The following is a 26454-nucleotide window of genomic DNA, read 5'->3' on the forward strand; positions in this document are numbered from 1 at the left end:
GGTGCTTTATATTTACAAGTTAAAGTCGAAGGTCAGAAACATTTTTATCAAGAACATATTTCAAATCGTAAATAATTGATTCTGATTTTCGAAGACGTTGAAAATCAGTTACTGACATTTTTTTAAACTCATCATGAGCTACAGCTAAAATAATTCCATCATATTGACTTTTTGGCTTTACCCCTAAAACAGTAACATCGTATTCTTTTTTAGCTTCTTCGACACTGACCCATGGATCATATATATCTACGTTTATATTATACTCAGCTAATTCTTTTATTATATCGACAACTTTTGTATTACGAATATCTGGACAATTTTCTTTGAATGTAAGCCCCATAATTAAGACATTGGCTCCTTCTATATGAATTCGCCTTTTTAACATAGCCTTCACAAGCTGTGATGCAACGTATCGACTCATACCGTCATTGATCCTGCGACCAGCTAGGATCACTTCAGGGTGATAACCGATAGACTGAGCCTTATGAGTTAAATAATAAGGATCAACACCAATACAGTGACCTCCGACAAGGCCCGGTCTAAATGGCAAAAAGTTCCATTTTGAACCAGCAGCCATCAGAACTTCTTCAGTGTCTATATTGAGTTTATTAAAAATAACCGCTAATTCATTAATTAATGCTATGTTTAAATCTCGCTGTGTGTTTTCTATCACCTTAGCAGCTTCTGCAACTTTAATAGAGGTCGCTTTATGAGTCCCTGCAATAATAATAGAGCGATACAATGAATCGACAAACTCGGCAACTTCTGGAGTTGAGCCTGAAGTGACTTTCTTAATATTTGTGACCCTATGCTCCTTATCTCCTGGATTAATTCGTTCTGGACTATAACCAGCATAAAAATCTTTATTAAATACTAAACCAGAGATATTCTCTAAAACAGGTATGCATACTTCTTCTGTTGCACCTGGGTAGACTGTTGATTCATAGATAACGACATCACCAGCACTAATAACATCACCTAACATTTTTGAAGCTTGAATTAATGGTGTTAAATCTGGCTGTTTATGTTCATCTATTGGCGTCGGAACTGTCACAATATAAATATTGCATTGCTTTAATTCTTCACGGTCATCAGAGAATGATAACATTAAAGCCTTAGAAATCTCTTCTGAAGAGCACTCTAGGGTAGAGTCAGTAGCATTGCTTAACTCAATAATACGATTTCTGTTAATATCGAAACCTAAAGTAGAATATGTTTTCCCAAACTCTACCGCCAATGGCAACCCAACGTAACCTAGTCCAATAATGCCGATTTTAATTTCTTTTATATTAATCATTTTGTCCAGATACCTTTTGTATCAACAATAATTCCTTGAGGAGAGTCAGAAAACCTGAATTGTTTATGATCAACAAGCATTACATGGATATTGGCAGTTGTATAAGCTGTACTCAAATCTACTAATTTCAAATTATCGAGAGAAGATGGCAAATTTTCAATATTTGGCTCTACAGCAAGAGTTACGCCACGATGTAATAATGCAATCTCAGCTGAAATTGATAGTGCAGGACTTTCGCGTAAATCATCTATATCAGGTTTAAATGCAAGGCCATAACAAGCAATTATTACGTCTTTAACCGTTTTAGTAGGCTCGAGTTGTAAATACTCAGAAATAGCCAGTTTAACTTTATCAATAACCCAAGTAGGTTTACTGTCGTTAACTATTCTTGCGGTATAAATTAATTTAGCTTCATCGGGTGTTTTAGATACAATAAACCATGGATCTACAGCGATACAATGACCGCCTACGCCAGGACCTGGTTGCAGAATATTAATTCGTGGATGCCTATTCGCTAATGAGATCAACTCCCAAACATCAATATCTAATTTATCACAGATAATAGAAAGCTCATTTGCAAAAGCTATTTGCACATCTCGACAACTGTTTTCTGTTAATTTTGCCATTTCTGCAGTTCGTGCATTTGTAATAACACAATCACCAAGAACAAATGTTTTATACAACTCAACTGAACGTTCTGAACATCGACTTGACATACCACCTATAACGCGGTCGTTTATAACTAACTCTCTGACCACATGTCCTGGTAAGACTCTTTCAGGACAATGCGCAATATTAATATCAGCGTATTCCCCCTTATGTTGAGGGAATGATAAATCGCGACGTATTTCAGCTAGCCATTCTGCTACCTTTTCAGTGGTTCCTACAGGAGATGTAGATTCCAAAATAACTAGGTCTCCGCGTTTTAATACAGAAGCAATCCCCTCACATGCAGATTTTATATAACTTAGGTCAGGTTGTGGTATCTCACCAAAATAACAAGGAAGAAATGGAGTTGGCACAGCTATTAAAAATGCATCGGCTGGTTCAGGTTTAATTACCGCCTTTAAAAAACCATTCTGAACAGCGGCTTGAACAATCACATCTAACTCTGGCTCAACAATATGTATCTCACCGCGATTAATGGTATCAACTGCATTCTGGTTCACATCTACACCAATCACGTTTTTCTTACAAGATGCAAACATGGCTGCAGTTGGCAACCCAATATAACCTAAACCAATCACTGAAACTGTGCCAAAAGACATGAAATTACTACCTTTTAATTTATTTTTAACACATTAAGAATTTTTTCACATGCTTTACCGTTACCATACGGATTATGAGCAAAACTCATCTTTTTGTACGCTGATTCATCAGTCAATAATAGATTCAAATTCTCAACGATTGCCGCCACATCCGTTCCCACTAATTTTACAGTACCAGCATCAACTGCTTCAGGTCTTTCAGTCGTGTTACGCATGACAAGGACGGGCTTACCTAAGGATGGTGCTTCCTCCTGAATTCCCCCTGAGTCAGTTAAAATAATATAAGAACGGGTCATTAGATAAATAAATGGGAGATATTGTTGCGGTTCGATTAAAAAAATGTTTTCAAACCCACCTAATACACGATTTACTGGTTCACGAACATTGGGATTTAAATGCATTGGATATAAAATTTGACAATCTGGATGTGCCTTTGCTGTAATCACTAATGCCTCACAGATTCTCTCAAATCCATCACCGAAACTCTCCCTTCGATGGCCAGTTACCAATATTAATTTTTTTTCTTTATCTAAAAAAGGAAATTGAAGAGCAAGATTTTTTCTCAACTCATCATCTGAGTCAATTTTATCTTTTATTATTAATAAAGCATCAATAACAGTATTTCCTGTCACTATTATGGAATTAATATCAAAATTCTCTTTTATTAAATTTTGTTTTGATGTTTCGGTTGGAGTAAAGTGATATGACGTTAATACTCCTGTTAACCTTCGATTAGCTTCTTCTGGCCAAGGAGAATAAATATTACCAGTTCGAAGACCTGCCTCTATATGTCCAACTTTAATCTGCTCATAATATGCAGCTAAACTTGCAGCAAATGTCGTAGCAGTATCACCATGAACTAAAACAATATCAGGTTTGAAATCTTGAAGAACTGGCTTCAATTCTTGAACTATTCTTGATGTTACATCATTAAGAGTTTGACCAACTTTCATTAAGTCTAGATCATAATCAGGTACAATTTCGAAGAGTTCCAAAACTTGATCAAGCATCTCACGGTGTTGTGCTGTAACGCAGCATTTTGATTCAAAACGATCATCAGATGCTAAAGCGTGAACTAATGGAGCCATTTTTATAGCTTCAGGTCTGGTACCAAATACAGTAAGTACTTTAGTCTTAATCATTACACTTGGCCTACATTGAGCAACATCTACATAGAGAAGTTGAATATTAACATTTCAATATCTCAGCAGATCTAATCAAAGCTGAGACTCACAAAATCCATTTTGAAGATATTAGATTAATTTCCATACGGAATTATTTAAGCTCGAAAAAAACTGAGCGCGAAAATTGCATCAAAACCAAACAAGGTAAATATTTCCCCTTTACCTACCCTTTACGTAATATCTTACTAAAACAATTATTAACCCAAGCATAAAACCGAATATTGTGCCTAAAATACAAATTAAAGCTCTCTTGGGTTTAGTTTTCACTTCAGGTACTATAGCTGGATCAATCGTCTTAAAAATGTACTCATCTCTCACTTCAGCAAGCATAATTGTTTTTGCTTGTTGTTCAATTAGTTTATAAAGAATTGTCTTTATATCTGCAACATTTGTTAAAGCTATTTGCTTGTTCAAAAACTGAGTACTACTATTAGCTTCAGCAACATCACGGTCTTTCATCATTCTATTGATATCTTGTACGAGCCATGTAGCCCATTGCTGAGCAGCACTAGGCGATACATGGTCAACAGAAACCGTTACCATACCAGAATCTTTAGATAAATTAACAGTAACAGCTTTAGTAAAAACATTAAAAGCTTCTTGCATAGATGGTTTTGGCTTAAATGGTGCTTTTATTTCTCGGACCCAAGTATTTGTTTTATCATTATAAAGGTTTGGGTTATATATGAGTTTATCTTGACTAATATCCCATTTATCAGCAGCCATGAGATCAGCAAGTAAATTATGCTTTTGAATAAATTCAGTAGCAAATTTGCGAGATTTCATCACTTCTATTGCCATTTGGGTTTTATTTATAACGCCTTTACCGCCTAAGTTAACGCCAGCAATACTTGCTAAACCACCAAACTGTGAGGCAAATTCACCTAATCCACCACCTTGTGCTTCAGAAGCTGGCGCAAGTAGTACGTCCGATCTATAGATGTTTGGCTGCATGAGAGCAAAAAAAACTGAACTAATAGCGAATAGAGCTGTGATTACCATAATTGGCCACTTGCCTTGCAAGATGACAGAAAATAGTACGCGTAGATCAATTTCTTCATTATTTGCTATGATTTTAGATCCCTTATTAAGTAATCTGCCGTCAGCGATACATTTTGAAACTTCAGTAGACATTATGCAATTGTCTCATTATTCAAGATTTTGCCAATTGAATATTTTACATACAAACGTTTCATTGGCAAAATGCTTAATTTATAAAAAGGTTTTAAGATAGAAGTAAACCGACATAACAACTTCTTGACACTTTACCTAAATAAGGAAACAGCACTCAAGACGGTTACATTTCACTTTTGCAAGTTCACTATTTACAGTTATAGTCCAGCAATAACCGATACGGCAACGGCAGTGTTGTAGATAATGCCCGTAATTTGGGTCCATAAGCTTAAGTTATCTTTATATTCCGTATCTAAAGGAACAATGATGGTATCGCCTGGTTGTAATTGATCTTCACTACTAAACCAGCTTGAACGTCCTGGCATTAGTACAGAACCATTCGCTTGAATAACATAAGTGCGGTCTTCATCGGCGCGCTTGCGTGCACCGCCCGACATAGCTAAATACTGGTCTAGCGTTAGGCCATTTTTAAATCTATGTGTTGCAGGATGTTGAACTTCCCCCATTACGGCAATAGTTTGCTTAGTTGATGGAATATAGAGAATATCAGCATCTTCGAGCTGAATATTAGCTTGTTCAATCCCAAGCGAAATGGCCGGCAAATCAACAACGAGACGACCGACTGCTTTTATATTTTCTAAATCAGCTAACATCAATTGTGCATCGGCATAATTTACAACCGAACCGTCTTTAGATACTCCACGCGTGGCTATATCTCGGCGCAACTGATCGGCTAGCTTTTTAATCTCAATTTGTTCTTGTTGACGGACTGATTCACGCACAAACACTGCAGAGGGTAAATAGGCGTAATCAGTAAAGCCTCCCACTCGGGTAATTAAATCATTTAATGTTTCACCACGGTGAATATTATAACGACCAGGAAATTTGACTTCACCTCGGATTTCAACCACTTTAGTTTCTTGCCAATCAGGTGTCGTCATGACTGTTAACATGTCACGCCCTGTTAAACGAAGATTGGCACCGTCGAATCCCTGCAGAGCTTGTCTTAAATCAATATTATTATGTCTAATACTTGAACCATTAATATCGGTTGAGGTAGTGGTTAATTCTGCTTTGGCAGTATAAGCACCTTCCTTTAAACCGCCAGCGGCAATCACTAAATCATTAACACGAGCACCTACAGTGAGAGGATACACACCAGGTTCGCGGACTTGACCATCAATAGCAACAATTTGAATCCCTGAACCCGCGCGGCCTTGACCATTCAATTTAACCATTACGGGATACAGCAACTCTTGTCGTCCCATTTGATCACTTAGTTTAAGTAGCTCAACGTCATCAAAAAGATTAGCCAACATTTTATTGACAACACCTTTTACGACTTCGGCCTCTTCTGCTTCTGTTTTATCTGTTAATACCACACCAGCTAGATCTGAACGTTGTTTTAATTTACTTTTATCCAGTTGTATAAATCCCGCTTTAAATAGATCCGAACCTAAAAGGTTATTGGTATTTAAGGAAGTCACCTTTTCAACGCGTTCTTTCACTAATTTGTTTAACTCATAACGATTCTGAATATCATCAGAGAAGTTAAAAACAACAATTTTATCGCGTGCATTTAAATTTAAATCTTGACTGCTATCTTTAGCACCAATCGCTTTTCCTGGAGAAAACTGATGTACTTCGATATCGCCATATTGATTGACTTCACGAATCACAATCGCGTAATCAAGATCGGCAGAGGCTGCTAAATCACCCCACAGTGAAGGTAATACATCACTAATTTTTTGACCTGCAAACCATTGATATTTACCAGGGCGAACTACAGCACCGGCGATAGAAATGGCACTTTCGTATTGCTCAGAAGCACTTTTCACTTTAATAACATCGCCGGCTTTAGCTGGTGTACCTTTGCCTTGTTCGGTTGTTAAATCCACATTCACAACGGTTTTAAGCGAGTTATTATTATAACGTTCAATAGAGCTACTTTTGGGATAGGCTCCGGCGTTTAACCCCGCGGCCATTTCAATAATGTCAGCCATATTTTCATTATGTTTTAATTCGTAAATAGCTGGACGTCTAACTTCGCCCGTCACAGTAACCAGCCCACCAATTGAGGGAATAAACACAACATCCCCAGAACGGAGCATTAAATCACCTGAAGCATCACCACGCATAAGGAGATCATATAGATCTAAAGTGCCTACAAGCTTGCCATTGCGCTTAAGTTGCACATTTCGTAGCGAGCCAATTTCATTCATGCCACCAGCAACAAATAAGGCTTGAGTAATAGTTGAAAGGCTTGAAACGGTGTAAGAACCTGATTTATAAGCGTCCCCAGCCACAAAAATACGGATTGAGCGTAGCTCACCCATAGTGATGTTTGACTCGATACCAATCATCTGTTGCTTAATTCGCTCGGATAAAGAGTTGCGAAGCTCAGAAAAGCTAAGCCCCATAACCGGTATTGGCCCGAGTTCTGGGAACTGTATAAAACCGTCACGATTGATAACTAAGTCATACTCTTTGTTATCTTTGCCATAAAGTTGGACTTTAATATTGTCCCCAGGACCGACAAGGTACTCGCTAGGCACAGGCACATCTGACACCGGTGCAAAGGTACTCGGCTCACCCGCGAACATTTCGTAGCCGAAACGGCGCAATTTAATTTTGCTGCTATCTTCAGAAAAATCGAACTCTGATTTAGCCGTTTTTTTACGATTATCACGACTTCGTTCATCAGTCTCGCTATCGTTGTCATTTAGATCTCGAGCCCCTACCACTTCTGGGTTTGAAAGCTGAGTTTGTGCCTGAGATCCAGAAAGCATCGCTGGATCGATTCCATATTGTTTAGCAAGCCTTGTTTGTTCCGATTTAGGTAGCTGCTTGAACTGCTCAATCATTTGCGGAGATGGCGTGACGGCCTGAGCCTGAGCGCCCATCAATATGGTCGTACTAAGGCCAACTATGATGATTTTTTTGATTTGTTGTAACACCAGTTATCTCCGTTAATATAATTCAATCAAAACGTTAAGTTAAGCCTTCAGCTAAATACTCAGAGCAATTAAAGGCGGGATAATCTTTTATTTGAAGCTTGTGCGCATAAATGACAACTATACGTTCAAGATTTTTGGTTCTTGTATATAGAGCCAAGCTGTAATTTTAATGCTTTTAAACACGCTAACTACCCACGTAGTGGCTTTTGACGTCAGCTTAACGAATGACACTTTTAGTCATGTATCCATGCCTTTCAGACACGCTACCGCCCATAGATTACGGCTTCTAAATTACCCTTCGCGATGCGAAAATTCTTATTTTTCATGAACAAAGCAATAATTGCATACCTTTATAGTAGCAAAATGTAGCGTTTAATATCCAACTGCTAGCGCGTGATACACCATCAGCTTATAAAAACACGTTTAACAATTAACACGGTATCAATAACACTGCATATTACTCTAAAAAACCACTTCACTTTGTGCACTTAATCTTCAATTGAACACCTAGCCGTTCACATTTCAACCTATTAAGTTGTCAGCGAGTCAAATTCTGCACAGAAAATCTGCAACCTACTGTTTAATCGATGATTTATAATCATCCACCTTCTAAAAAACAAGTCAAAAGCAGCTTAAGAATAGCTAATGTCTTACAAGAAAACAGGTAAACCTCTTACTGCGATGTCTATAAATTAAATATGAATTCGTTCTACACTTTGCTGTGGCACAGCAACGATTTTGACTTGACCCATAATATTGAAAAGGATATGACAACGCTTATTAGGGCATTTCTCTTGAAAAACACCCTCTAAATCAATGAAAGGCCCATCTTTAAAACGAATTTTCTCCCCCGTTTTCAGCTCCGGTTCTTCGGCTAATTCGGTTTGGGAAGGCGTTAACTCTTTCATGCGAATGGCATGGATAACTCTATCGTCAATAGGCGTCATTTGCTCACGACAATTAACGATACGATTCACACCACGAGTAGAATGGACCTGCCTAACACTTGTCTGGCTTGGGTCAAAATTGATGAATAGGTAATTAGGGAATAATGGTACACGGCAGATTTGTTTACGCCCACGTAAAGATTTCTCTTCAGAGATCATCGGTAAGTAGGTTTCTAAATTTTGAAGTGCTAAGTTTTGTTGTGCTCTCGTTTCACTACGAGGCTTACAATACAAGAGGTACCATGCCTTCATACACTAATCTCACTGCCCTATTTTAAGTGATGTCCATTCACGGGGCGCAATCATAGCAAAGATGTTTAAGCTCATGGAAGTAGTTTTTAGCCAATTAACATCTCTCGTTCAGTATCCATACAATCACTTCTACATTAGCAAAACTGTGTTAACTTTTCCAAGTAACTCAATTGTCGACAATGTCACCACTTAGTGCTTACCAAAATTGACTTTTGTTGCTTTTAAGGGGTATATAAGGTGGGATTTTAGCGAAGCAACACATTTGAAACTAAAAAAAATTACTTTTACTATAAAAAAGTAACAATAACCCATACGTAACTAGCGGTTATTCAACAATTACGGAGGCACGCTATTGTTTATCGTGCTAAATGATTGTTGATAAACCACAGACGATTTGGGACGAGTAATCATTATTTTTCTGTGGTGACATCATCCTGTTTCAGGGGCCCACAGGCAATCACGAGCTTAAGGTAGAATACTTCATGAGCGTAGCAAAACCACAAGGAACGATGCTTGGACATCCAAAAGGATTGTTCTTGCTGTTTACAACAGAACTTTGGGAACGTTTTAGTTATTATGCAATGCGCGCCATTTTGGTGCTGTACCTCGTCGATAGAGTTCAAAGTGATGGCGGGCATGGTTTAGGCTGGACTCAAGCAGAAGCCTTATCACTTTATGGCACATTCACAGGTTTGGTCTATTTAACGCCACTTATTGGCGGTTGGTTAGCAGATAACGTACTGGGTCAACGTAAAGCGATTTATTTTGGTGGCGCCTTGATGGCAGCGGGTCAATTTTTACTGGCTGCGCCACATAGCTGGATCCCCGGTTTAGAAGCAACCGTATTCTATATAGGATTAGGTACACTCATTCTTGGTAACGGTCTATTTAAACCTAATATTTCAACAATGGTTGGCGATCTATACGAAGAGGGCGATCACCGCCGTGATGGTGCTTTCACTATTTTCTATATGGGTATCAATCTAGGCGCAGCTCTGTCTGGCTTCATCGTGGCTTGGGCATACACCACTTTCGGGTATGCTTCTGTCGTTAATGGAGAGGAAGTTTTTGTTAATAACTGGCAAGCAGGTTTCTTCTGTGCCGGTGTTGGAATGATTTTCTCATTAATCATTCAATTTTTGTTCGCACAAAAGTATTTAGGCGATATAGGAAGAGTGCCGGCAGCTAAGCTTGAAAAGCAAAAAGCACAGGAAAAGGGTGAAGAACGTAAGGAACCACTCACTAAAGTAGAGCGTGATCGTATTAAGGTCATCATGGTGATGGGTTTATTTACTATTATTTTCTGGGCGGGTTTTGAGCAAGCTGGCGGTTTAATGAATTTGTTCACTAACGAATTCACTGACCGCATGGTTGGCTCCTTTGAAGTTCCGACGACTTGGTTCCAATCTTTAAACGCTATCTTTATTGTATTATTCGCGCCAGTGATTGCTTCTATTTGGATCCGCTTAGGCAAAAATGAGCCAAACTCCCCCGTTAAGTTTGCACTAGGACTATTTTTACTCGCCATCGGTTTCCTTTTTATGATTGGTGCTGTAATGCAAATGGGCGGCGATGCTTCAGTTAAATCAAGCATGTGGTGGTTGGTAGGCGCTTATTTCTTCCACACTATGGGTGAGTTATGTTTATCTCCCATCGGCTTATCTATGGTCACTAAGCTTGCCCCACTGCGTATTGCTTCTTTGATGATGGGAGCTTGGTTCCTATTCGTTGCGGCCGCTAACAAAATTGGTGGTGTTGTTGGTTCGTTTATTGGCCATGGCGGCGAAAAAGAGGAGCAACTTGCGAATGCAATGGCAATTTTCTCTGGCATCGCAATCACTGCTGCACTTTCTGGCGTGATCTTGTACTTTATGGCTGATAAGTTAGTCGATTGGATGCACGGTGCTGAAAGCAAACATCAAACAGAAGCCGAAGCATTAGAAAGTGAAATAGCAGTAACAGCTGAGCATGAAGCGATAATTAAACGCTAGTACTTTACTCAACTGCAAAAAAAAACGCCTTACTGTGAGTAAGGCGTTTTTTATTACTTTGAAAAATATGAAGTGATACTCAATATAAAGTAGAAATGATAGGCATACATTAAAAACTCAACTGCAAGAAACCACCAGCGGGTAAATCAGTATCATAAATCAATCCCTTAAATTGGTCATCGAGCAACAATTGTCTATGTTCTGGCTCACTTGTCGCAATACATAGCTGTTCTTGTGGCAAAATACTACGGAACTGAATGCTTGGTTTGACCCAATCGACTACACCCAACTGCGAGCTCTCTGAGAGCGCTAACGGACTTAGGCCTTCACTATTACGTAAATAACAACGGAGTCCCTTACCCGCATGAGCAATCGCAGCTCGATACTTTGTCAGTTCAATTGAGATATAAATCATATCCGCCTTAATATCGAGACCCGATTTCACTAATCGCTCATTCAAGTAGCTCATCATATTAAATGGCTCGATAATGGCCTGACTCTGCCCACTACGAAAATCTTTAAGTTTCTGATTCACAAAACTTCTCAGTAGAACGCAAGCAAAGGCGGCTCGATTATCTTCAGGATATAAATGGGCCATATACATGATGAGATGATGACTCCCCACCATGGATGAATCGATAAAGTAACTGCTTATATCACTGTTTTTATATAAGCTATAATCGACTTTAGCCGCGGGGTAACTGATATTTGATGCAGGAAAAAGCTGTTGTTGAACCTGCTTTGCTGCTGCAACACTTTGCTCTAACATTGTAAGGTTACTGCTCAACTCTTGAAAAGAAAGTGCATCAAAGTCTGCCGCGTACATATCATCAATGTGGGAGCGATGAAGGTTTTGCTTAATAGCTTGTTCGATAATAAATAAATCAGCAACTGGTTTAACTAAATAATCACTCGCGCCAAGCCGTAATGCTTCAACTACATCGGCCATGACATTATTACCAGAAATCACGATATAACAGACTAAAGGCGCTAATGTTATCATTTCCTTTAGCATATCAAGCCCACCAAGTTTGGGCATACTCAAGTCAGCAAGAACTACATCAAAATGCTGCGATTTAAAAAACGACACGCCTTGCTCGCCATCACAAGCTTGCGTGACCTGCGCACCTTGCTTTTCAAGGAAGTGGGTCACTATCTGCCTAAAGACTGGGTCATCTTCAACCAACAAAACCGCAACACCATTTAACGCCATAAGGGTTTCCGAATAAAATGCAGTATATAGTCGTTAATCAAGTCATGCTGCCGTTAGAGTCATTAAAAAAGATAAGGCAAATACTTTGCTACTATCAAGAAACACACTCAAATACGGCAAATAACGCTACTCAAGCTCCTGCATATATTGCTCGAGTAACTCATCATCATCTTGTTTTTGAGGAACATTACCATCATAGACCTTATAGTCCATGTGTTGTAAATATGCATCTTTAACGAAGGCATAGGGGTCAAGAGCGTTATCGACTAGTCGTTCTTGATCAATCGCCGATGCTCTGGAATGAAGGTTTTTAAGCCCCCATTTTACGACGGTTTGCCACATGGTTAACTCCGATAACGGAAAGTATAGTCCATCAACCCAATCTGATGCGAGTTCTCGCACTACGTAGGGTCCTGCAAACGGTGCCATAAAATATGGGCCATTGGGCACACCATAATAACCAAGCACTTCGTTAAATTCGTCTTGTTTACGGCTCATACCCATCATATCCGCAACATCAATAATACCGAGTAGTCCAACGGTCGAGTTGACGGTAAAGCGCCCACCAGCATTTGCAGCCCAGCCTAGCTTTCCTTGTAACAAGTTATTCACTAAACTGCTTGGTTCTTCAAGGTTCTGCACAAAATTATTAATGCCTGTTTTAGCCGGCATAGGAATGTAATCGTTGTAACCATGAGCGACGGGACGATAAATATACCTATCTAGATACAAATAGTTAAAATCCCACATTGCACGGTTGAAGCCTTCAAATGGATCGCGGGGATCATCATAGGTAATTTGCACCGTTGGAGTTGTTTGTGCTGTAGTCGCAAGCGTGGATTGTCCTACTGCATGCGCCTGAGGCAGCAGTATTAATCCCAAAGATAACCCCATCCATTTCAACTTCATATCACTCTCTTAATATAAATATACAGCTTAGGCACCCAGTTTTAGCTAAAGTGACGAGATAAAAATGACGATATAAAGATAATTCGTCTTAATAGCGTACTATCAGTATGGCAGTTGTTTATCACAAAGCGCATAAGCATACTGAGCAAAAAAAATTGGTCAATTGTTAATTTTATCAAACGAATATATCGTCGTGTCACTATGAAAGGTCATTAAATGGAGTCGATACCACTTACTAACAATCTAAATGCACAGCCACAAGCGACTGTGGCTCAAACTGATGTACAAAATACGTCTTCACGACCTGTTCCGGTTCAGATACAGACTTCCCCAGAGGGAGACAGTATTATTCTAAACGGTACAGAATATAATTTAAAGCTTGTTAATGCTCAGCAACGGCAAACGCTGTTGGCTACACGCCAATTTTTATTAATGCAAAATACCAATGCCAGCTCAGCTTCCACTGCTACCGCACTAAACGCAACCAATCAATTATTAGCATTAGCTCCCCCTATCGTACTTAAAGTGCCAGATGCCATCATCAATTTGGCGCAGCAAAATGGAATTACATCAGCACAGCTTGAATCTCTTGCTGCCCGTGTCCAAGGCTATCCATTACCCAACGTTACTATCGTTAACAAAGAATTTCACTTTACCAACGGCACCGTTGCAGCACAAAATTCAGGAGCACAACTCACGCAAGGTGAATTCTTAGCAAAAATTAGTTTACAACAAGGACGTCCCATTTTATTACTCACTCCAATACAGGGCAAACTTGAAATAGCTATTGGTGCGCCAGTAAATGAAACTCAGATTCCCATAAATAAATTACCATCTGATATTGTTATCGCAAAAATAGAACCCGTGCAGATAATGGCTTCCTTCTTAAAAAAACTAGAAGCTTTGCCGCCTTCATCTGAGCTAACAAAATCGGACCCTACAAAAAATACCTCTAAAGTAGAGGCAAACACTATTGATGTAGGTAAGTTAGTTCATAATATAAGTTCAAGTGGTAAAGGGGTTGGAACTCAAGAAAGTGATGCTAAAGCAGATATTTCGACAAAAGTGGTGGATGTTTTACAAAAAGCCTTCAATAAAACAGGGGCGCTTCCTATAGAGGCATCACACTTTAATAGCCGCTCAAATCTAGCATCAGAGCTATTTAAGCACATGCCGCACTTAGGGTTGCCGCCGTTAAGCCAATTGAATGATTTAGATTTCCTCAAGACTAATATTCTTGGGCTTGCGAGTCTGAACCTCGCCTCCTCACAAATAAACCCGAATTCTCCCTTTATAAATGCCAGTGCAATTAGTTCACTATTTCAGCTGATTCTCGGTTTTACTGCGAATAAAAATTCAGTATCAATGAGCAAAAAACTAGCCGATTATCTAGAGCAATTACAATCTAAAGTTGGGTTATCAACTAAACAACTCGGTCAACTAGGTAAAGCAGGCGGTTTAGAAGCTATGGCACAATTTGCTGCTAACCTACATTTATACACACAGGCAAGTACAGACACTACTGGTAATTTAGTATGGTTTTTTGCATTACCTTATAATATTAATCAACGACATGAACAATTAGAGGGAAAGTTTGAACAGGGAACCGACCCAGATAATGCAGAAAAAAAATCAGGTTGGCGCTTACAACTAAAATTTAACCTAGCGCAAGGCCCTTTACTGATTGCAGCGCAACACCAGGAGCAAAAGTTGGATATTCAATTCCAAGGTAATAATCAAATACTTTTGGATAAAGTAAGCAATTATTTAATACCTTTAAGCCAGAAATTAACACAACTAGGTTTCACCACCGGCGAGCTGACGACTCAGATAGCACAAGTTCCTGCCACTTTACTCCCTGGCGATCATTTTTTAGTAAAAACAAAAGCCTAGCAATTACAATATGACTAACGTTTAGTTGAGATGGATAAAAAATAAGGATTAAAACATGAGCGAAAGCAATGAGCCCAAACAAGCTGTAGCGCTAAGTTACGATGGCCGTAATGCACCAAAAGTTGTAGCAACTGGGGAAGGTTTAATTGCAGATGAGATTATTGCAATAGCAAAAGCTAACGGAGTCTTTATCCATCAGGACCCGCACCTCAGCCGTTTTTTACAATTATTAGAATTAGGAGAGGAAATTCCCAAAGAGCTTTATCTTCTTATCGCTGAACTCATCGCATTCGTGTACATGCTAGACGGTAAATTCCCCGAACAATGGAATAATATGCATCAAAAAATCGTAGAACAAGCTTAATACTTAATAAAATAAAGCTGACTAGGATAGTCTAGCTTTTACTTTATAGAATTTAACTCAATAGGGATCATTTTCGATGTAAGCGAATCAACAATTCAGCTTCAGCTTTGGGTAATTCACACTCTTTAATCAGCTCATCAACACCGGCACCCAGAGCAACCATTTTCATCGCCCGTGTATAAAGCTTTGCTTGTGGATCCTGTTGTGTTGACTCTTCTATTCGCTCAGATTGTTGTAACAACCGTTTTTCTAATTCAATCACGCGACGACCAACACCAATTGTGCCACTGCGTAGTTCTTGCAACTCACGCTTAAATGACTCTCGTTGACGATCGCCTTCTTTAACTAAAACAGTTAATGCTTCAACTTTACTTTTTAGTTTACTCAATTGTTTTTGTAAATAGAGAACTAACCCTAAGCACGCGATGACATAGACTAACGCTGCGATTAAAAATTCATCGCCCATTAAAAATCCTTATACCTATTAATAACCTTCACTTGGCAGATATCAGAAGTGACATATCAATCTTAAAACACTCACTTGAAGCACTTTTATCATATTGGCAAGATATTGATTTATAAAACAAAATAAAGCATCAACAAATCGTAAAAACTAAACTTGCACAAATAAATTAATGAAAAAGCTGAATGCAATGATCCCATTCAGCTCTTTCACACAATTTGTTATAGCTGAGTCAGCTCAACCCATTCTTCATCTGACAATAGTTTATCAAGATCAACCAATATCAGTAATTCATTATCACGATTACTCACACCTTGAATGAACTTAGCACTTTCTTCGGTGCCGACATTCGGTGCATTATCAATTTCAGAGCGACGTAGATAGACAACTTCGGCAACACTATCGACTAAAATACCAATAACTTGCTTTTCCGCTTCGATAATCACGATCCGAGTTGAGTCGTCAACTTCAGCAGGTTGTAATCCAAAACGTGAGCGAGTATCGATAACCGTTACAACATTACCACGTAAATTTATGATACCGACTACGTAATACGGAGCGCCCGGTACGGGAGCAATTTCCGTATAACGTAATACTTCCTGTACCTGCATTACATTGATACCGTAAGTCTCATGATCTAACTTAAAGGTAACCCATTGTAATACTGCATCGTCTTTACTTGCAGCGACAGCTGCTACATTTCTTGTATCTTTCATGTTTACCTCAACCCATTGAGTCCTGACAACCTAAACCCGCATTAAGCATTTCAACTAAGGCTTGTACGTGTAAAATACCACACATCTGTTCTTTCACTACACCAGCCAACCAAGGGCGTTTACCAGCTTGACTACGCCAATTGACCTGCGATTTGTTTATCTTTACTGCATTAACTAAAGACTCACAAGTTAATCCCCAGTTACTTCCCTCTAATAATACAAGATATTGATAATCTACCGATTGCGCTAGTTTATCTGTATATTTTTCTGGCATAACCCACGCACAAGTATCGACAATATTCAACTGTTCTTCTCTATGCGCCTGCACACCTAAAAACCATGCTGGACGGCCAAAAATATGGTTTATCCGTTCAACCTTAACTATGCCACCAAGGCTGACCAAAGGTACCGCAAGGGTAAGACCCGCAACCTTAAAAAAGAGCACTTGAAACTCATCATCAAGCACTTCTTGTAAGTCTTTTGTCACACTGGGTGGCGTAATACCTACTTGGGTTTCAGGTTCTAGTTTTATATCTTGCTTATCATCAGTTTCAATAATTGTAGGTTGAACATTCGATACCGTTTTCGCTGTAAACTGGACAATATCTTCAATAATTGGTGATACAACCTCTAGCTCTGGTGGCGCAGAATCATTCTGTTTAGTTTTTAAGACTGGCGCTAATAACTTCTCAAGCGCTTGCTTATTAACTTGAGAAGACATATCGCTTACAGGTGTAGTAAACTCATTTTTTATTGGTAGAGCCTTTGATTGTAGCTGTTTTTTAGGCACTACTGGTTTTTCTAGATCATGTAATGCAACACTGCGACCATTTTCAGCCAAAATAGCGGTATCGAGTAATACCGCAGCTGTTTGACTAACAGTAACATTCCGATTAGATTCTACGTTTATAGTGCTTTGAGGTGAAACAATACAATTTGAATCATCATCTTCTTGCAGCAATAATGCGAAAAAATCAAAAACAGTTTCATCAACCGATTTTGACATGGCCAAACTCCCCGACTAATAAGAAATCTAATAACCTTTCATAAGCTTTCACACCACGAGAACCACTAGCATAGTGCGATACAGGTAAATGCGCTAAGCTAGCATCTCTAAACTTAGTGTCTACAGGAATCACATCTTGCCACAAGGTCTTGCTGTATTCTGCCCCCAGAACTTTCAAGGCGGCTGGAGACGCTTTAGTGCGCTTATCATACATAGTTGGCACTACCGTATAACTATAATGAGTTTTCTTTGATCGCCCCATCAAGTCCATGGTCTTAACCATTCGTTCCAGCCCTTTAATAGCCAAAAACTCTGTCTGTACTGGAATAATAATATGTTGACTCGCAGCAAGTGCATTAACCATTAATACCCCGAGTACTGGCGGGCAATCAACAATAGCCACATCATAATCATCGGCGACTAATGCTAATAAATTACGTAGTACTAATCCCATTCCCTCTTGATGACCTAACGCCCTATCTAAAGTGGCAAGTGCCATGGTAGCAGGTAATAGATCTAAGCCATTAACTAGAGTAGGCACAATATGAGATAACACCAGTTCTTTAGAAAGACTTTTATGTGCAAGAAAAACATCAAACAATGATCCTGCAACTTCTTCAGAATCAATACCTAAGTAATAACCTAATGAGGCATGTGGATCTGTATCTATCATAAGAACACGTTTACCACGCTTAGCGAGTGTACCCGCTAAGCTCGCAACCGTTGTGGTTTTACCGACGCCACCTTTTTGATTAGCTATAGTCCAGACTTTCAAAAAATGCTCCAAATGTGTATTTAACTGCCTATTAATCTTTAAAATGCGTACTTAATCGTCATTGACTTTCCCTGGTTGTCACTCGAATACCACCATTGGGTAGGCTAATCACTTTTACACCATCGACATTCTCAGTAATAACAATGGCGTTATCAGGCTCGACTTGCTTCAGATTTACATCAGGTATTTGGAGCTGTTTTGGAACTGAGAACTCTTGAGTAGAATGCCCATTTTCTGCCGTTATTTCTGAAGTATGCTTTTCAAGTAAATATGGAATCTCACTCTTTACAATAGGTTCTGCTCCTATTGTAATCGCTTTCTGTCCATCTGAGGCAACTTGCAACATCATCTGGGTTTGTTCAGGGTGAGAAGCCAGCCAAGTGGCAATTGCTTCTGCTTGACTATCGGGCACCATTAATAATACCTGACTCGATTCTAATCGTGCTACATCTGCACGCAACACACTATTTTTATAATGATAATCAAGACTTAACGCACTAAGGCATAAAATAGCAATGCCCATTAATAATATAATGAGCACAATATTAGTGCTCATCTGATCTTGCTGCTTAGCCACGAGTGGATTCTTTTAAAATTGATTCAGCCATATTGTCTAAAGCAATTGAATGAGTTGCTATACCTGCGCTAGCAACAGCTTGCGGCATTCCATAAACAACACAACTGGCCTCATCTTGAGCCCATATAGTGGCACCTGCAGATTTCAACATGCGTGCACCTTCCCTTCCATCTGCTCCCATTCCTGTCAAAACAACGGCAAGTATATCGCCACCAAAAGCTTTTGAAGCAGAAGCGAAGGTTATATCAACACAGGGCTTATAATTCATATCCGCACTACCTGCGAGTATTTTTAATCGACCAGTAGATCCTGTCCGTTCGATCATCATTTGCATGCCGCCCGGTGCTAAATATGCACAACCAGGTTTTAACATGTCACCGTTAACAGCCTCTTTCACTTCAATTTTGCACAAACCATTTAGACGACTCGCAAATGCCGGAGTAAATGCTGCTGGCATATGCTGAATTAATAAAATAGGGTGCGGATAGTTTGCTGGAAATTGTGTGAGTATTTTCTGTAACGCAACCGGCCCACCTGTAGAGGTGCCAATCAGTAACAATTTATACTGTTTGCCACTGGCTCGAATCGATGCCGCTGGCGAGGTGCGTACTGGCGCCGCAACAGGTGTTGCAGCAACAATATTTGAAGTCCTTAAACCGCTTGTTGCCTGACGCGATGATGGCGTAGGTGTAACAATTGCACGCGCAGCTGGCCTAAATATTCTGCGGCGCCCAAGCGCTTTAACCCTTTGTTGCAACAATAAAATTGCATCATCTTTATTGGTTGCAATATCTTCAAAGCGTTTTGGTAAAAAATCTAACGCGCCCGCATCTAAGGCGTCTAACGTCGCCCTAGCACCATCGTGGGTTAATGAAGAAAACATTAAAATCGGTGTTGGACATTTAGCCATAATCTCGCGAACTGCAGTGATGCCATCCATGACGGGCATCTCAATATCCATAGTGATCACCTGAGGATTAAGTTCGGCCGCCATTTTAACCGCTTCGGCCCCATTAGAGGCCGTCGCGATAACTTCCAACTCAGGATCTTGATTGACTATCTCACTCACTCGTCGTCTAAAAAAACTTGAGTCATCAACGACTAATACTTTAATGGTCATTCCATTCCTTAGCGTGGAAATTAATTTCTACTTTTCGCATAATGCTTTAATAAACCAGGCACATCTAGGATCAGCGCAATGCCACCATCCGATGTAATTGTTGCGCCTGCCATTCCAGGTGTGCCTTGTAGCATAGTGCCAAGGGGCTTAATAACAACTTCCTCCTGACCAATTAAGCCATCGACAACAAAACCAATTTGCATCATACCTAATTGCACTATCACCACATGACCATGGGTTTTATCGCCATGTTTAAAAGTGGTTTTCTTTTTATGTAACCAGTGCTCCAAATAGAACAGTGGTACCGCTTTATTACGAACAATGACCGTCAATTGCCCATCAACAATATTGGTTTTAGTTAGATCAAGATGGAATATCTCGTTAACACTGGATAAAGGTAGTGCAAATACTTGTTTGGCAACATCAACCATTAACGTCGGCATAATCGCCAATGTTAATGGGACCTTAATCTCAAGTACTGTGCCTTTACCTTTCATTGAATCAATATGCACTGTACCGTTAAGCTGAGTAATGCGTGTTTTTACGACGTCCATGCCCACGCCACGGCCAGAGATATCCGATATTTCAACCTTAGTTGAAAAGCCTGGAGCAAAAATGAGATTATAGGCCTCATTATCGGTCATACGTGCGGCAGAATCCTCATCAAGTACACCACGATTTACCGCGATTTGTTTCAACTTTTCTGGATCCATACCTGCGCCATCATCTTCGATTTTGAGCAGTATATGATCGCCTTCTTGGCTTGCAGATAAAGTGATGGTCCCCGTTCTCGATTTACCATTGGCTTCGCGCTCATTTGGCATTTCAATGCCATGATCGACGGAGTTACGCACTAAGTGGACAAGTGGATCCGCAAGTGCTTCTACTAAGTTTTTATCTAGGTCGGTTTCTTCTCCAACCATAATTAAATCAATTTCTTTATTCAATGTACGCGCAAGATCGCGTACTACTCGAGGAAAACGACCAAATACTTTTTTGATCGGTTGCATACGAGTTTTCATTACCGCACCTTGTAAGTCGGCGGTGACGAGATCTAAATTAGCTAAAGCTTTCGACATTTCTTCATCATCACGACTGATGCCTAAGCTAACGAGACGGTTTCGCACTAATACAAGCTCACCGACCATATTCATGATCTGGTCAAGCCTTGCAGTATCTACTCGTACAGTCGTCTCACCCTGGGGGACATTCGATGATGCAGCTTTTGCTGGCGCTTTATCTACGACAGCTAATTCAACTTTAGGCTTAACCGCTAAAACACTTGCCACAGCTGGAGTTGGTGTTGGAGCTGCGATTACTGTTTTCACTTCAACTGTTGCAGCTTTTGTTTCAACTTTAGTTGGAGTACTGCCTTTACCGTGCAACTCATCGAGTAATCGTTCAAACTCATCATCGGTAATTTCATCCGCATCAACAATAGATTGAGGTGGAGGTGCCGAGGCAACCTTCGGCGGGCTAGTGATTTCAGTTTCAGCTTTAAATTTACCTGAACCGTGTAATTCATCGAGTAATGCTTCAAACTCATCGTCAGTAATATCACTACCAGACTTTGCTGAATCGGGCTTATTAGCTACTGTCGGCAATGTACTAACATTAGCCGCGGGGCCTTTCCCTGAGCCATGAAGAGCATCTAACAAAGCCTCAAACTCTGCATCATTAATGTCATCAAGAGAAGATGAATGAGCGGCAATATCAATGGGGATCTCTTGAATGACTGAAGGTTCAATAACAGAAGGTTCTGTCTCTATAACAACGTCAACAATAACCTCTGCGGCGAGCACAGTTTCAGAGGTTAAAGGAGCTCCAGAACTTAACATTTTTAATCTTGCCAACAAACCTGATTCAGCAGGGTCCTGTTGTTCACCTCGCTGGGTTTGTGCAAACATCGTATTAATTGCATCAACAGCCTGCAGAATAATATCCATCAGCTCGGCATTAACACTACGCTTGCCTGTTCGCAATAAATCGAAGGTGTTTTCCGCTTCATGACAAACGTCAACCATGGGGCTTAAGCTGAGAAATCCTGCGCCGCCTTTGACGGTATGGAACCCTCGAAAAATGGCGTTAAGTAAATTGGTATCGTCAGGATTATTTTCAAGTGCAACAAGCTGCTCTTGAAGAAGCTCTAAAATTTCACCCGCTTCGACTAAAAAGTCCTGGAGTATCTCTTCATCTACATCAAAGGCCATCAAATTGACTCCCAGTTAGAAACCCAGACTAGACAGAAGATCATCCACTTCGTCTTGACCCGTTACGACATCCTGACGAAGCTCAGCATTCATAATCGGGCCTTCAGCTTCAATATTATTTTTCTGAGCAATCTGATTATCGATCACCGGCTGCTCACCAAAGACCGTCAGCATAGAAACTAGATTATTTTCTACTTCCATAACCAGATCAATAACACGACGTATCATTTGCCCTGTTAAGTCTTGAAAATCTTGCGCCATCAAAATTTGATTAAGTAATTCACGTAATCGAGTAGAGTCATTCTCGCTGCGAGTCATCAAGTCTTGTACGTCATGACAGAGAACTTTAAACTCATTTAATGCAATCTCACGACGCATCAACCGATCCCAAGTTGGCATAACACGTTGAATATTGCTGGTTAAGGCATTAGCCAAAGGCAAACACTCTTCTACCGCATCCATCGTTTTATTAGCTGCTTGTTCGGTAAGGTCAATAACGTAATTTAACCGTTGCTTGGCGTCGGGGATTTCTGTACTGGCTAATTCAGCAAGACGATTATCAACTTGAAAATCCATCAACGCGCTATGAAGCTGTCGAGTGAGTTTTCCGACTTCTTCGAATAGCTCCCTTTGAAGTGGAACGGCAAGCTCTCGAAATAAATCATCAGCCTGACTTTGCTCACCTGCACTTAATAATTCAACAAAGTGCTGAGCTTGTTCGAGCGTAATGAGCCCTGATGTTTGTGACTTCATAGCTCATCCTTGCTCAAGCGAGTCGTTCGAATATTTTATCTAACTTCTCTTTCAGCGTTGCCGCAGTAAAAGGCTTAACTACATAACCATTCACACCTGCTTGAGCAGCTGCAATGATTTGTTCACGTTTTGCTTCAGCAGTCACCATTAATACGGGTAAATGTTTAAGCGAATCATCTGCGCGAATGGCTTTTAACAGATCAATCCCTTGCATGCCAGGCATATTCCAATCTGTAACAACAAAATCAAAACCTCCCTTTTGCAACATCGGCAAGGCAGTTGAGCCATCGTCTGCTTCTTGGGTGTTATTAAACCCCAAGTCTCGCAACAAGTTCTTGATGATACGCCTCATTGTTGAAAAATCGTCAACAATAAGAATCTTCATATTCTTGTCCAAGGTTTCCTCCGGTGAGCTGACATTATGTGCTCAATTAAAAATTATAATTATGTCCACTGCTTAAGTTTAGCTTTCAATCGTAACATTGCCTGACTTAATATCTGGCTAACCCGCGATTCACTAACCTCAAGAATGGCGCCAATCTCTTTTAAATTCAATGCTTCATCGTAGTACAGCGATAAGACTAATGCATCTCTCTCGGGTAATAATTTAATCGCCGCCACTAACGCTGTCTGGAATTGAGTCTGAGCTAATGTTTCAAATGAATCATCACCAGACCAATCACTGTCAGTCAGTATATCCTGAGAGACACCTAAATCCTCTATCCCTATGATTTTACCAACAGAAACATCGTTAAGAATATGATGGTACTCATCGAGTGTCATATCAAGTTTTTCTGCAATTTCTGTATCGCGTGCATCACGTCCCAGAGATTGTTCTAACTCGCCAATTGCCCGTGCGACCGTACGATTATTTCGATGAACGGAACGCGGAACCCAATCACCACGGCGAATTTCATCGAGCATAGCGCCACGGATCCGTATGCCAGCGAAGGTTTCAAATTTTGCACCTTTATCACCATCAAACTTGGATGATGCTTCTAATAACCCCATCATCCCAGCTTGCAGTAAATCATCTAACTGCACTGATGCAGGTAGCCTAGCGAGTAAATGATGCGCAATTCTTTTAACCAACGGGGCATACTGTTCAACGATAGATGATTTATTGTCTAAACAAGTATACGCAGCGGCTTTATTCACTCATTTTTTCCTCTTGAAAATCTGGTCGTTGTACTAAACGCTCAACGAAAAACTCCAAATGACCACCAGGTTGCTGCGGTACTGGCCAGCTCATAATCTTATTCGCTAATCCTTGATAGGCAATTGCCGATGGTGATTTAGGATAGGCTTCAACCACGAGCTTTTGTTTACGTACTGATTTACGAAGATTTTCATCAAATGGAATTGTTGCAACTAATTCTAGAGCGACATCTAAAAATCTGTCAGTCACTTTACTGAGTTTAGCAAATAATTCCATGCCTTCGCGTAAACTACGCACCATATTGGCAACTATTTTAAAACGGAACACACCATGCTCACGGCTCAGTATTTTAATCAGAGCATACGCATCGGTGATCGAAGTAGGCTCATCACATACAACGACTAATACATCTTGCGAAGCACGTGAGAAGCTGAGCACCATATCTGAAATTCCTGCGGCTGTATCCACCACCAAAATATCAAACTGGGTTCTCATCTCGCTAAAAGCACGGATCAATCCCGCATGCTGCGCAGGACTTAATTCTACCATCCCTTGCGTTCCTGATGTTGCTGGTACGATCCCAATTCCTTTAGGACCACGAACGATAATATCGTCAAGTTCAGCATCACCAGAAAGAACGTGCGATAAATTACGCTCAGCGCGAATACCCAGCATAACATCGACATTGGCGAGGCCAAGGTCAGCATCAAGCACCAAGACACGCTTGCCTTTTTCGGCTAATGCCACAGCAGTATTAATGGAAACTGTGGTTTTACCGACACCACCTTTACCACCGGTTACCGCGATTACTTTCACTTTTTCGTTGTAGGGTTGATTCATCATACGTAAACCACTTGCTTGATCCAGGGTCATAAATCTACTCAAATGCACAGGCCATGCTATCTGACCACGCTGTGTCTTGTAATGATTGTTGTTCTGTACTATCTAACGCTTCAAGCGCCTGCTGAGCTAAAGTCAGGGTATCCGCCACTTTCATATCTTCAGGAACTCTTTGTCCATCAGTAACATAACTTAACGGTAATCCATTTTGGATTAATACACTTAATGCTCCTGCTAATGATACAGATTCATCAAGTTTTGTCAGAACGACACCAGATAAAGGAATGCGTTTAAAATGATTAACAGCATCTTGCAACACACGGCGCTGTCCTGTGGCTGACAGTACCAGATAACTGCGAATTGGTATCCTGCTATTTGCAGTTAAATTATCAAGTTGCTGGTAAAGACGCATATCCCGCTGTCCCATTCCAGCCGTATCGATCAAAACAAGCTTACGATTACGGAACTGATAAAGAATTTGTTCTAATTCATTTAGATCATGGGCTTGCTTTACTGGACAGCCCATTATTTTACCGTAAGTAGCTAATTGCTCATAGGCACCAATACGATAATGATCTGTGGTGATCAAGGCCACATGCTCAGCGCCATGATGAGCCGCAAAACGTGCCGCAAGTTTAGCTAATGAAGTCGTTTTACCTACACCAGTAGGGCCAACAAGCGCAACAACCCCGCCTTGCCTTACAATATCATCGCCTTGATTATCTAGCATATTAGCTAGACTCTGCGGCAAAGCTCTGACTAATTCAGCTGGTGTATAATGCTGGCTTAATTCAGCTAATTTTTTTGCCACAGCAGGAGAAAACTCCGCCTCAAGTAACTTGGCTTCAAGCATAGCACCAACAGGATCAATACGCTTTTTATGCTCTGTCATTAAAGAGGACACCTGATGCGTTAATAAATTACGCAGTGAGGCTAGCTCGTCACGCATAGCTTCAATATCAGCGGTCTGCTTTTGAGAAGTCTGTGGCTTTTTATCAAACATAGCAGGCGCTTCACGTCGCTCTGGTTTAGCCGCTGTTGCTGGCGCTTGCAAGCCTTTTGCCCATGCGGGTAATTCAGCGTCAGCTTGTTGATGTGTCATTTGTTGATTCAAACGGCTTTGCTGTTTTTCTAATAAAGCCTGTAAAGAATCTGCTGGTGCTGCTGGCTTAGCGCGGGTTTCAACCCGAACCGGCTGCTTTGCCCCTAATGAAACAAGATCATCACTCACGTCCATAAACGTCGGCGCTGGTGCGGTTAGTGCAGCTTTGTCTTTAGGTTCGTCGTAGTCAACCGCAGCGACAATCTCGATACCGCCGTTGACTTTTTTATTTGACATAATAACGGCATCTGAGCCGAGTGTTTCTTTCACTTGGGCCAGTGCAGCGCGCATGTCTTTGGCAAAAAATCGTTTAATCTTCACTTA

23 protein-coding genes are annotated in these 26454 nt (G+C 40.3%); 3 read left to right on the forward strand and 20 right to left on the reverse strand.

Features of this window, described 5'->3' with window-relative positions; translation table 11 throughout:
* Nucleotides 1-19: 19 nt before the first annotated feature.
* The 6 genes from tviB to rfaH all read right to left on the reverse strand — a co-directional run bounded on the left by tviB (nt 20) and on the right by rfaH (nt 9039).
* Nucleotides 20-1297 carry a Vi polysaccharide biosynthesis UDP-N-acetylglucosamine C-6 dehydrogenase TviB gene (gene tviB, locus C9I43_RS09580; protein ID WP_107883299.1) on the reverse strand — a complete coding sequence of 426 codons (1278 nt, stop codon included), beginning with the start codon at nt 1295-1297 and terminating at the stop codon, nt 20-22.
* Complete coding sequence (wecC, locus tag C9I43_RS09585) at nt 1294-2565, reverse strand: UDP-N-acetyl-D-mannosamine dehydrogenase (protein WP_107883300.1); 1272 nt, start codon at nt 2563-2565, stop codon at nt 1294-1296. The genes tviB and wecC overlap by 4 nt, the downstream gene beginning before the upstream one ends.
* Before the next feature lie 14 nt (nt 2566-2579).
* Nucleotides 2580-3707, reverse strand: coding sequence for a non-hydrolyzing UDP-N-acetylglucosamine 2-epimerase (wecB, locus tag C9I43_RS09590; RefSeq protein WP_107883301.1), 1128 nt, complete (start codon nt 3705-3707; stop codon nt 2580-2582).
* Nucleotides 3708-3908: 201 nt separating this feature from the next.
* A complete protein-coding gene (locus tag C9I43_RS09595) occupies nt 3909-4883 on the reverse strand; it encodes a Wzz/FepE/Etk N-terminal domain-containing protein (RefSeq protein WP_107883302.1) in 975 nt (324 codons plus the stop codon).
* A 197-nt stretch (nt 4884-5080) separates the two neighbouring features.
* Complete coding sequence (locus C9I43_RS09600; RefSeq protein ID WP_107883303.1) at nt 5081-7840, reverse strand: SLBB domain-containing protein; 2760 nt, start codon at nt 7838-7840, stop codon at nt 5081-5083.
* 692 nt (nt 7841-8532) lie between these two features.
* Complete coding sequence (gene rfaH, locus C9I43_RS09605; RefSeq protein ID WP_107883304.1) at nt 8533-9039, reverse strand: transcription/translation regulatory transformer protein RfaH; 507 nt, start codon at nt 9037-9039, stop codon at nt 8533-8535.
* Nucleotides 9040-9521: 482 nt separating this feature from the next.
* Between rfaH and C9I43_RS09610 the strand changes: the two genes are divergently transcribed.
* Entirely contained in the window at nt 9522-11030 is a 1509-nt protein-coding gene (locus C9I43_RS09610; protein WP_076496698.1) for a peptide MFS transporter, read from the forward strand.
* Between the two features lie 109 nt (nt 11031-11139).
* Here C9I43_RS09610 and C9I43_RS09615 read toward each other — a convergent pair whose 3' ends face one another.
* Nucleotides 11140-12243 carry a response regulator gene (locus C9I43_RS09615; protein ID WP_107883305.1) on the reverse strand — a complete coding sequence of 368 codons (1104 nt, stop codon included), beginning with the start codon at nt 12241-12243 and terminating at the stop codon, nt 11140-11142.
* A 126-nt stretch (nt 12244-12369) separates the two neighbouring features.
* On the reverse strand, nt 12370-13152 hold the full coding sequence (locus tag C9I43_RS09620; protein ID WP_076496696.1) for an MlaA family lipoprotein: 783 nt from the start codon (nt 13150-13152) through the stop codon (nt 12370-12372).
* A 216-nt stretch (nt 13153-13368) separates the two neighbouring features.
* On the opposite strand from C9I43_RS09620, the gene C9I43_RS09625 reads away from it, so the two are divergent.
* Both C9I43_RS09625 and C9I43_RS09630 read left to right on the forward strand, forming a co-directional pair.
* On the forward strand, nt 13369-15045 hold the full coding sequence (locus tag C9I43_RS09625; protein WP_107883306.1) for a hypothetical protein: 1677 nt from the start codon (nt 13369-13371) through the stop codon (nt 15043-15045).
* 55 nt (nt 15046-15100) lie between these two features.
* On the forward strand, nt 15101-15409 hold the full coding sequence (locus tag C9I43_RS09630; RefSeq protein WP_076496694.1) for an EscU/YscU/HrcU family type III secretion system export apparatus switch protein: 309 nt from the start codon (nt 15101-15103) through the stop codon (nt 15407-15409).
* A gap of 67 nt (nt 15410-15476) precedes the next feature.
* Here C9I43_RS09630 and C9I43_RS09635 read toward each other — a convergent pair whose 3' ends face one another.
* The 12 genes from C9I43_RS09635 to flhF all read right to left on the reverse strand — a co-directional run bounded on the left by C9I43_RS09635 (nt 15477) and on the right by flhF (nt 26451).
* Entirely contained in the window at nt 15477-15875 is a 399-nt protein-coding gene (locus C9I43_RS09635; RefSeq protein ID WP_107883307.1) for a DUF2802 domain-containing protein, read from the reverse strand.
* Between the two features lie 218 nt (nt 15876-16093).
* Nucleotides 16094-16588, reverse strand: coding sequence for a chemotaxis protein CheW (locus C9I43_RS09640; protein WP_076496692.1), 495 nt, complete (start codon nt 16586-16588; stop codon nt 16094-16096).
* Nucleotides 16589-16595: 7 nt separating this feature from the next.
* Entirely contained in the window at nt 16596-17594 is a 999-nt protein-coding gene (locus C9I43_RS09645) for a chemotaxis protein CheW (RefSeq protein ID WP_107883308.1), read from the reverse strand.
* Nucleotides 17578-18369: a ParA family protein gene (locus tag C9I43_RS09650; RefSeq protein WP_107883309.1), complete on the reverse strand. Its 792-nt coding sequence runs from the start codon at nt 18367-18369 to the stop codon at nt 17578-17580. Before C9I43_RS09650 ends, C9I43_RS09645 begins: the two co-directional genes overlap by 17 nt.
* Nucleotides 18370-18427: 58 nt before the next feature.
* On the reverse strand, nt 18428-18925 hold the full coding sequence (locus C9I43_RS09655; protein WP_107884102.1) for a membrane anchored protein in chemotaxis locus: 498 nt from the start codon (nt 18923-18925) through the stop codon (nt 18428-18430).
* Nucleotides 18926-18938: 13 nt separating this feature from the next.
* On the reverse strand, nt 18939-20066 hold the full coding sequence (locus C9I43_RS09660) for a protein-glutamate methylesterase/protein-glutamine glutaminase (RefSeq protein WP_076496689.1): 1128 nt from the start codon (nt 20064-20066) through the stop codon (nt 18939-18941).
* Between the two features lie 20 nt (nt 20067-20086).
* Nucleotides 20087-22276, reverse strand: a complete 2190-nt coding sequence (locus C9I43_RS09665) for a chemotaxis protein CheA (protein WP_107883310.1) — start codon at nt 22274-22276, stop codon at nt 20087-20089.
* A 15-nt stretch (nt 22277-22291) separates the two neighbouring features.
* A complete protein-coding gene (locus tag C9I43_RS09670) occupies nt 22292-23029 on the reverse strand; it encodes a protein phosphatase CheZ (RefSeq protein WP_076496687.1) in 738 nt (245 codons plus the stop codon).
* A gap of 13 nt (nt 23030-23042) precedes the next feature.
* Entirely contained in the window at nt 23043-23426 is a 384-nt protein-coding gene (gene cheY / locus C9I43_RS09675) for a chemotaxis response regulator CheY (protein ID WP_076496686.1), read from the reverse strand.
* A 47-nt stretch (nt 23427-23473) separates the two neighbouring features.
* Nucleotides 23474-24187, reverse strand: coding sequence for an RNA polymerase sigma factor FliA (locus tag C9I43_RS09680; protein WP_076496685.1), 714 nt, complete (start codon nt 24185-24187; stop codon nt 23474-23476).
* Nucleotides 24180-25061: a MinD/ParA family protein gene (locus C9I43_RS09685; RefSeq protein ID WP_076496684.1), complete on the reverse strand. Its 882-nt coding sequence runs from the start codon at nt 25059-25061 to the stop codon at nt 24180-24182. Before C9I43_RS09685 ends, C9I43_RS09680 begins: the two co-directional genes overlap by 8 nt.
* A gap of 4 nt (nt 25062-25065) precedes the next feature.
* The gene (flhF, locus tag C9I43_RS09690; RefSeq protein ID WP_076496683.1) at nt 25066-26451 is read right to left on the reverse strand and encodes a flagellar biosynthesis GTPase FlhF; all 1386 of its coding nucleotides are present in this window, start codon (nt 26449-26451) and stop codon (nt 25066-25068) included.
* Nucleotides 26452-26454: the final 3 nt, after the last annotated feature.

The sequence above is a fragment of the Shewanella morhuae genome, assembly GCF_003028295.1.
Classification (GTDB): domain Bacteria; phylum Pseudomonadota; class Gammaproteobacteria; order Enterobacterales; family Shewanellaceae; genus Shewanella; species Shewanella morhuae.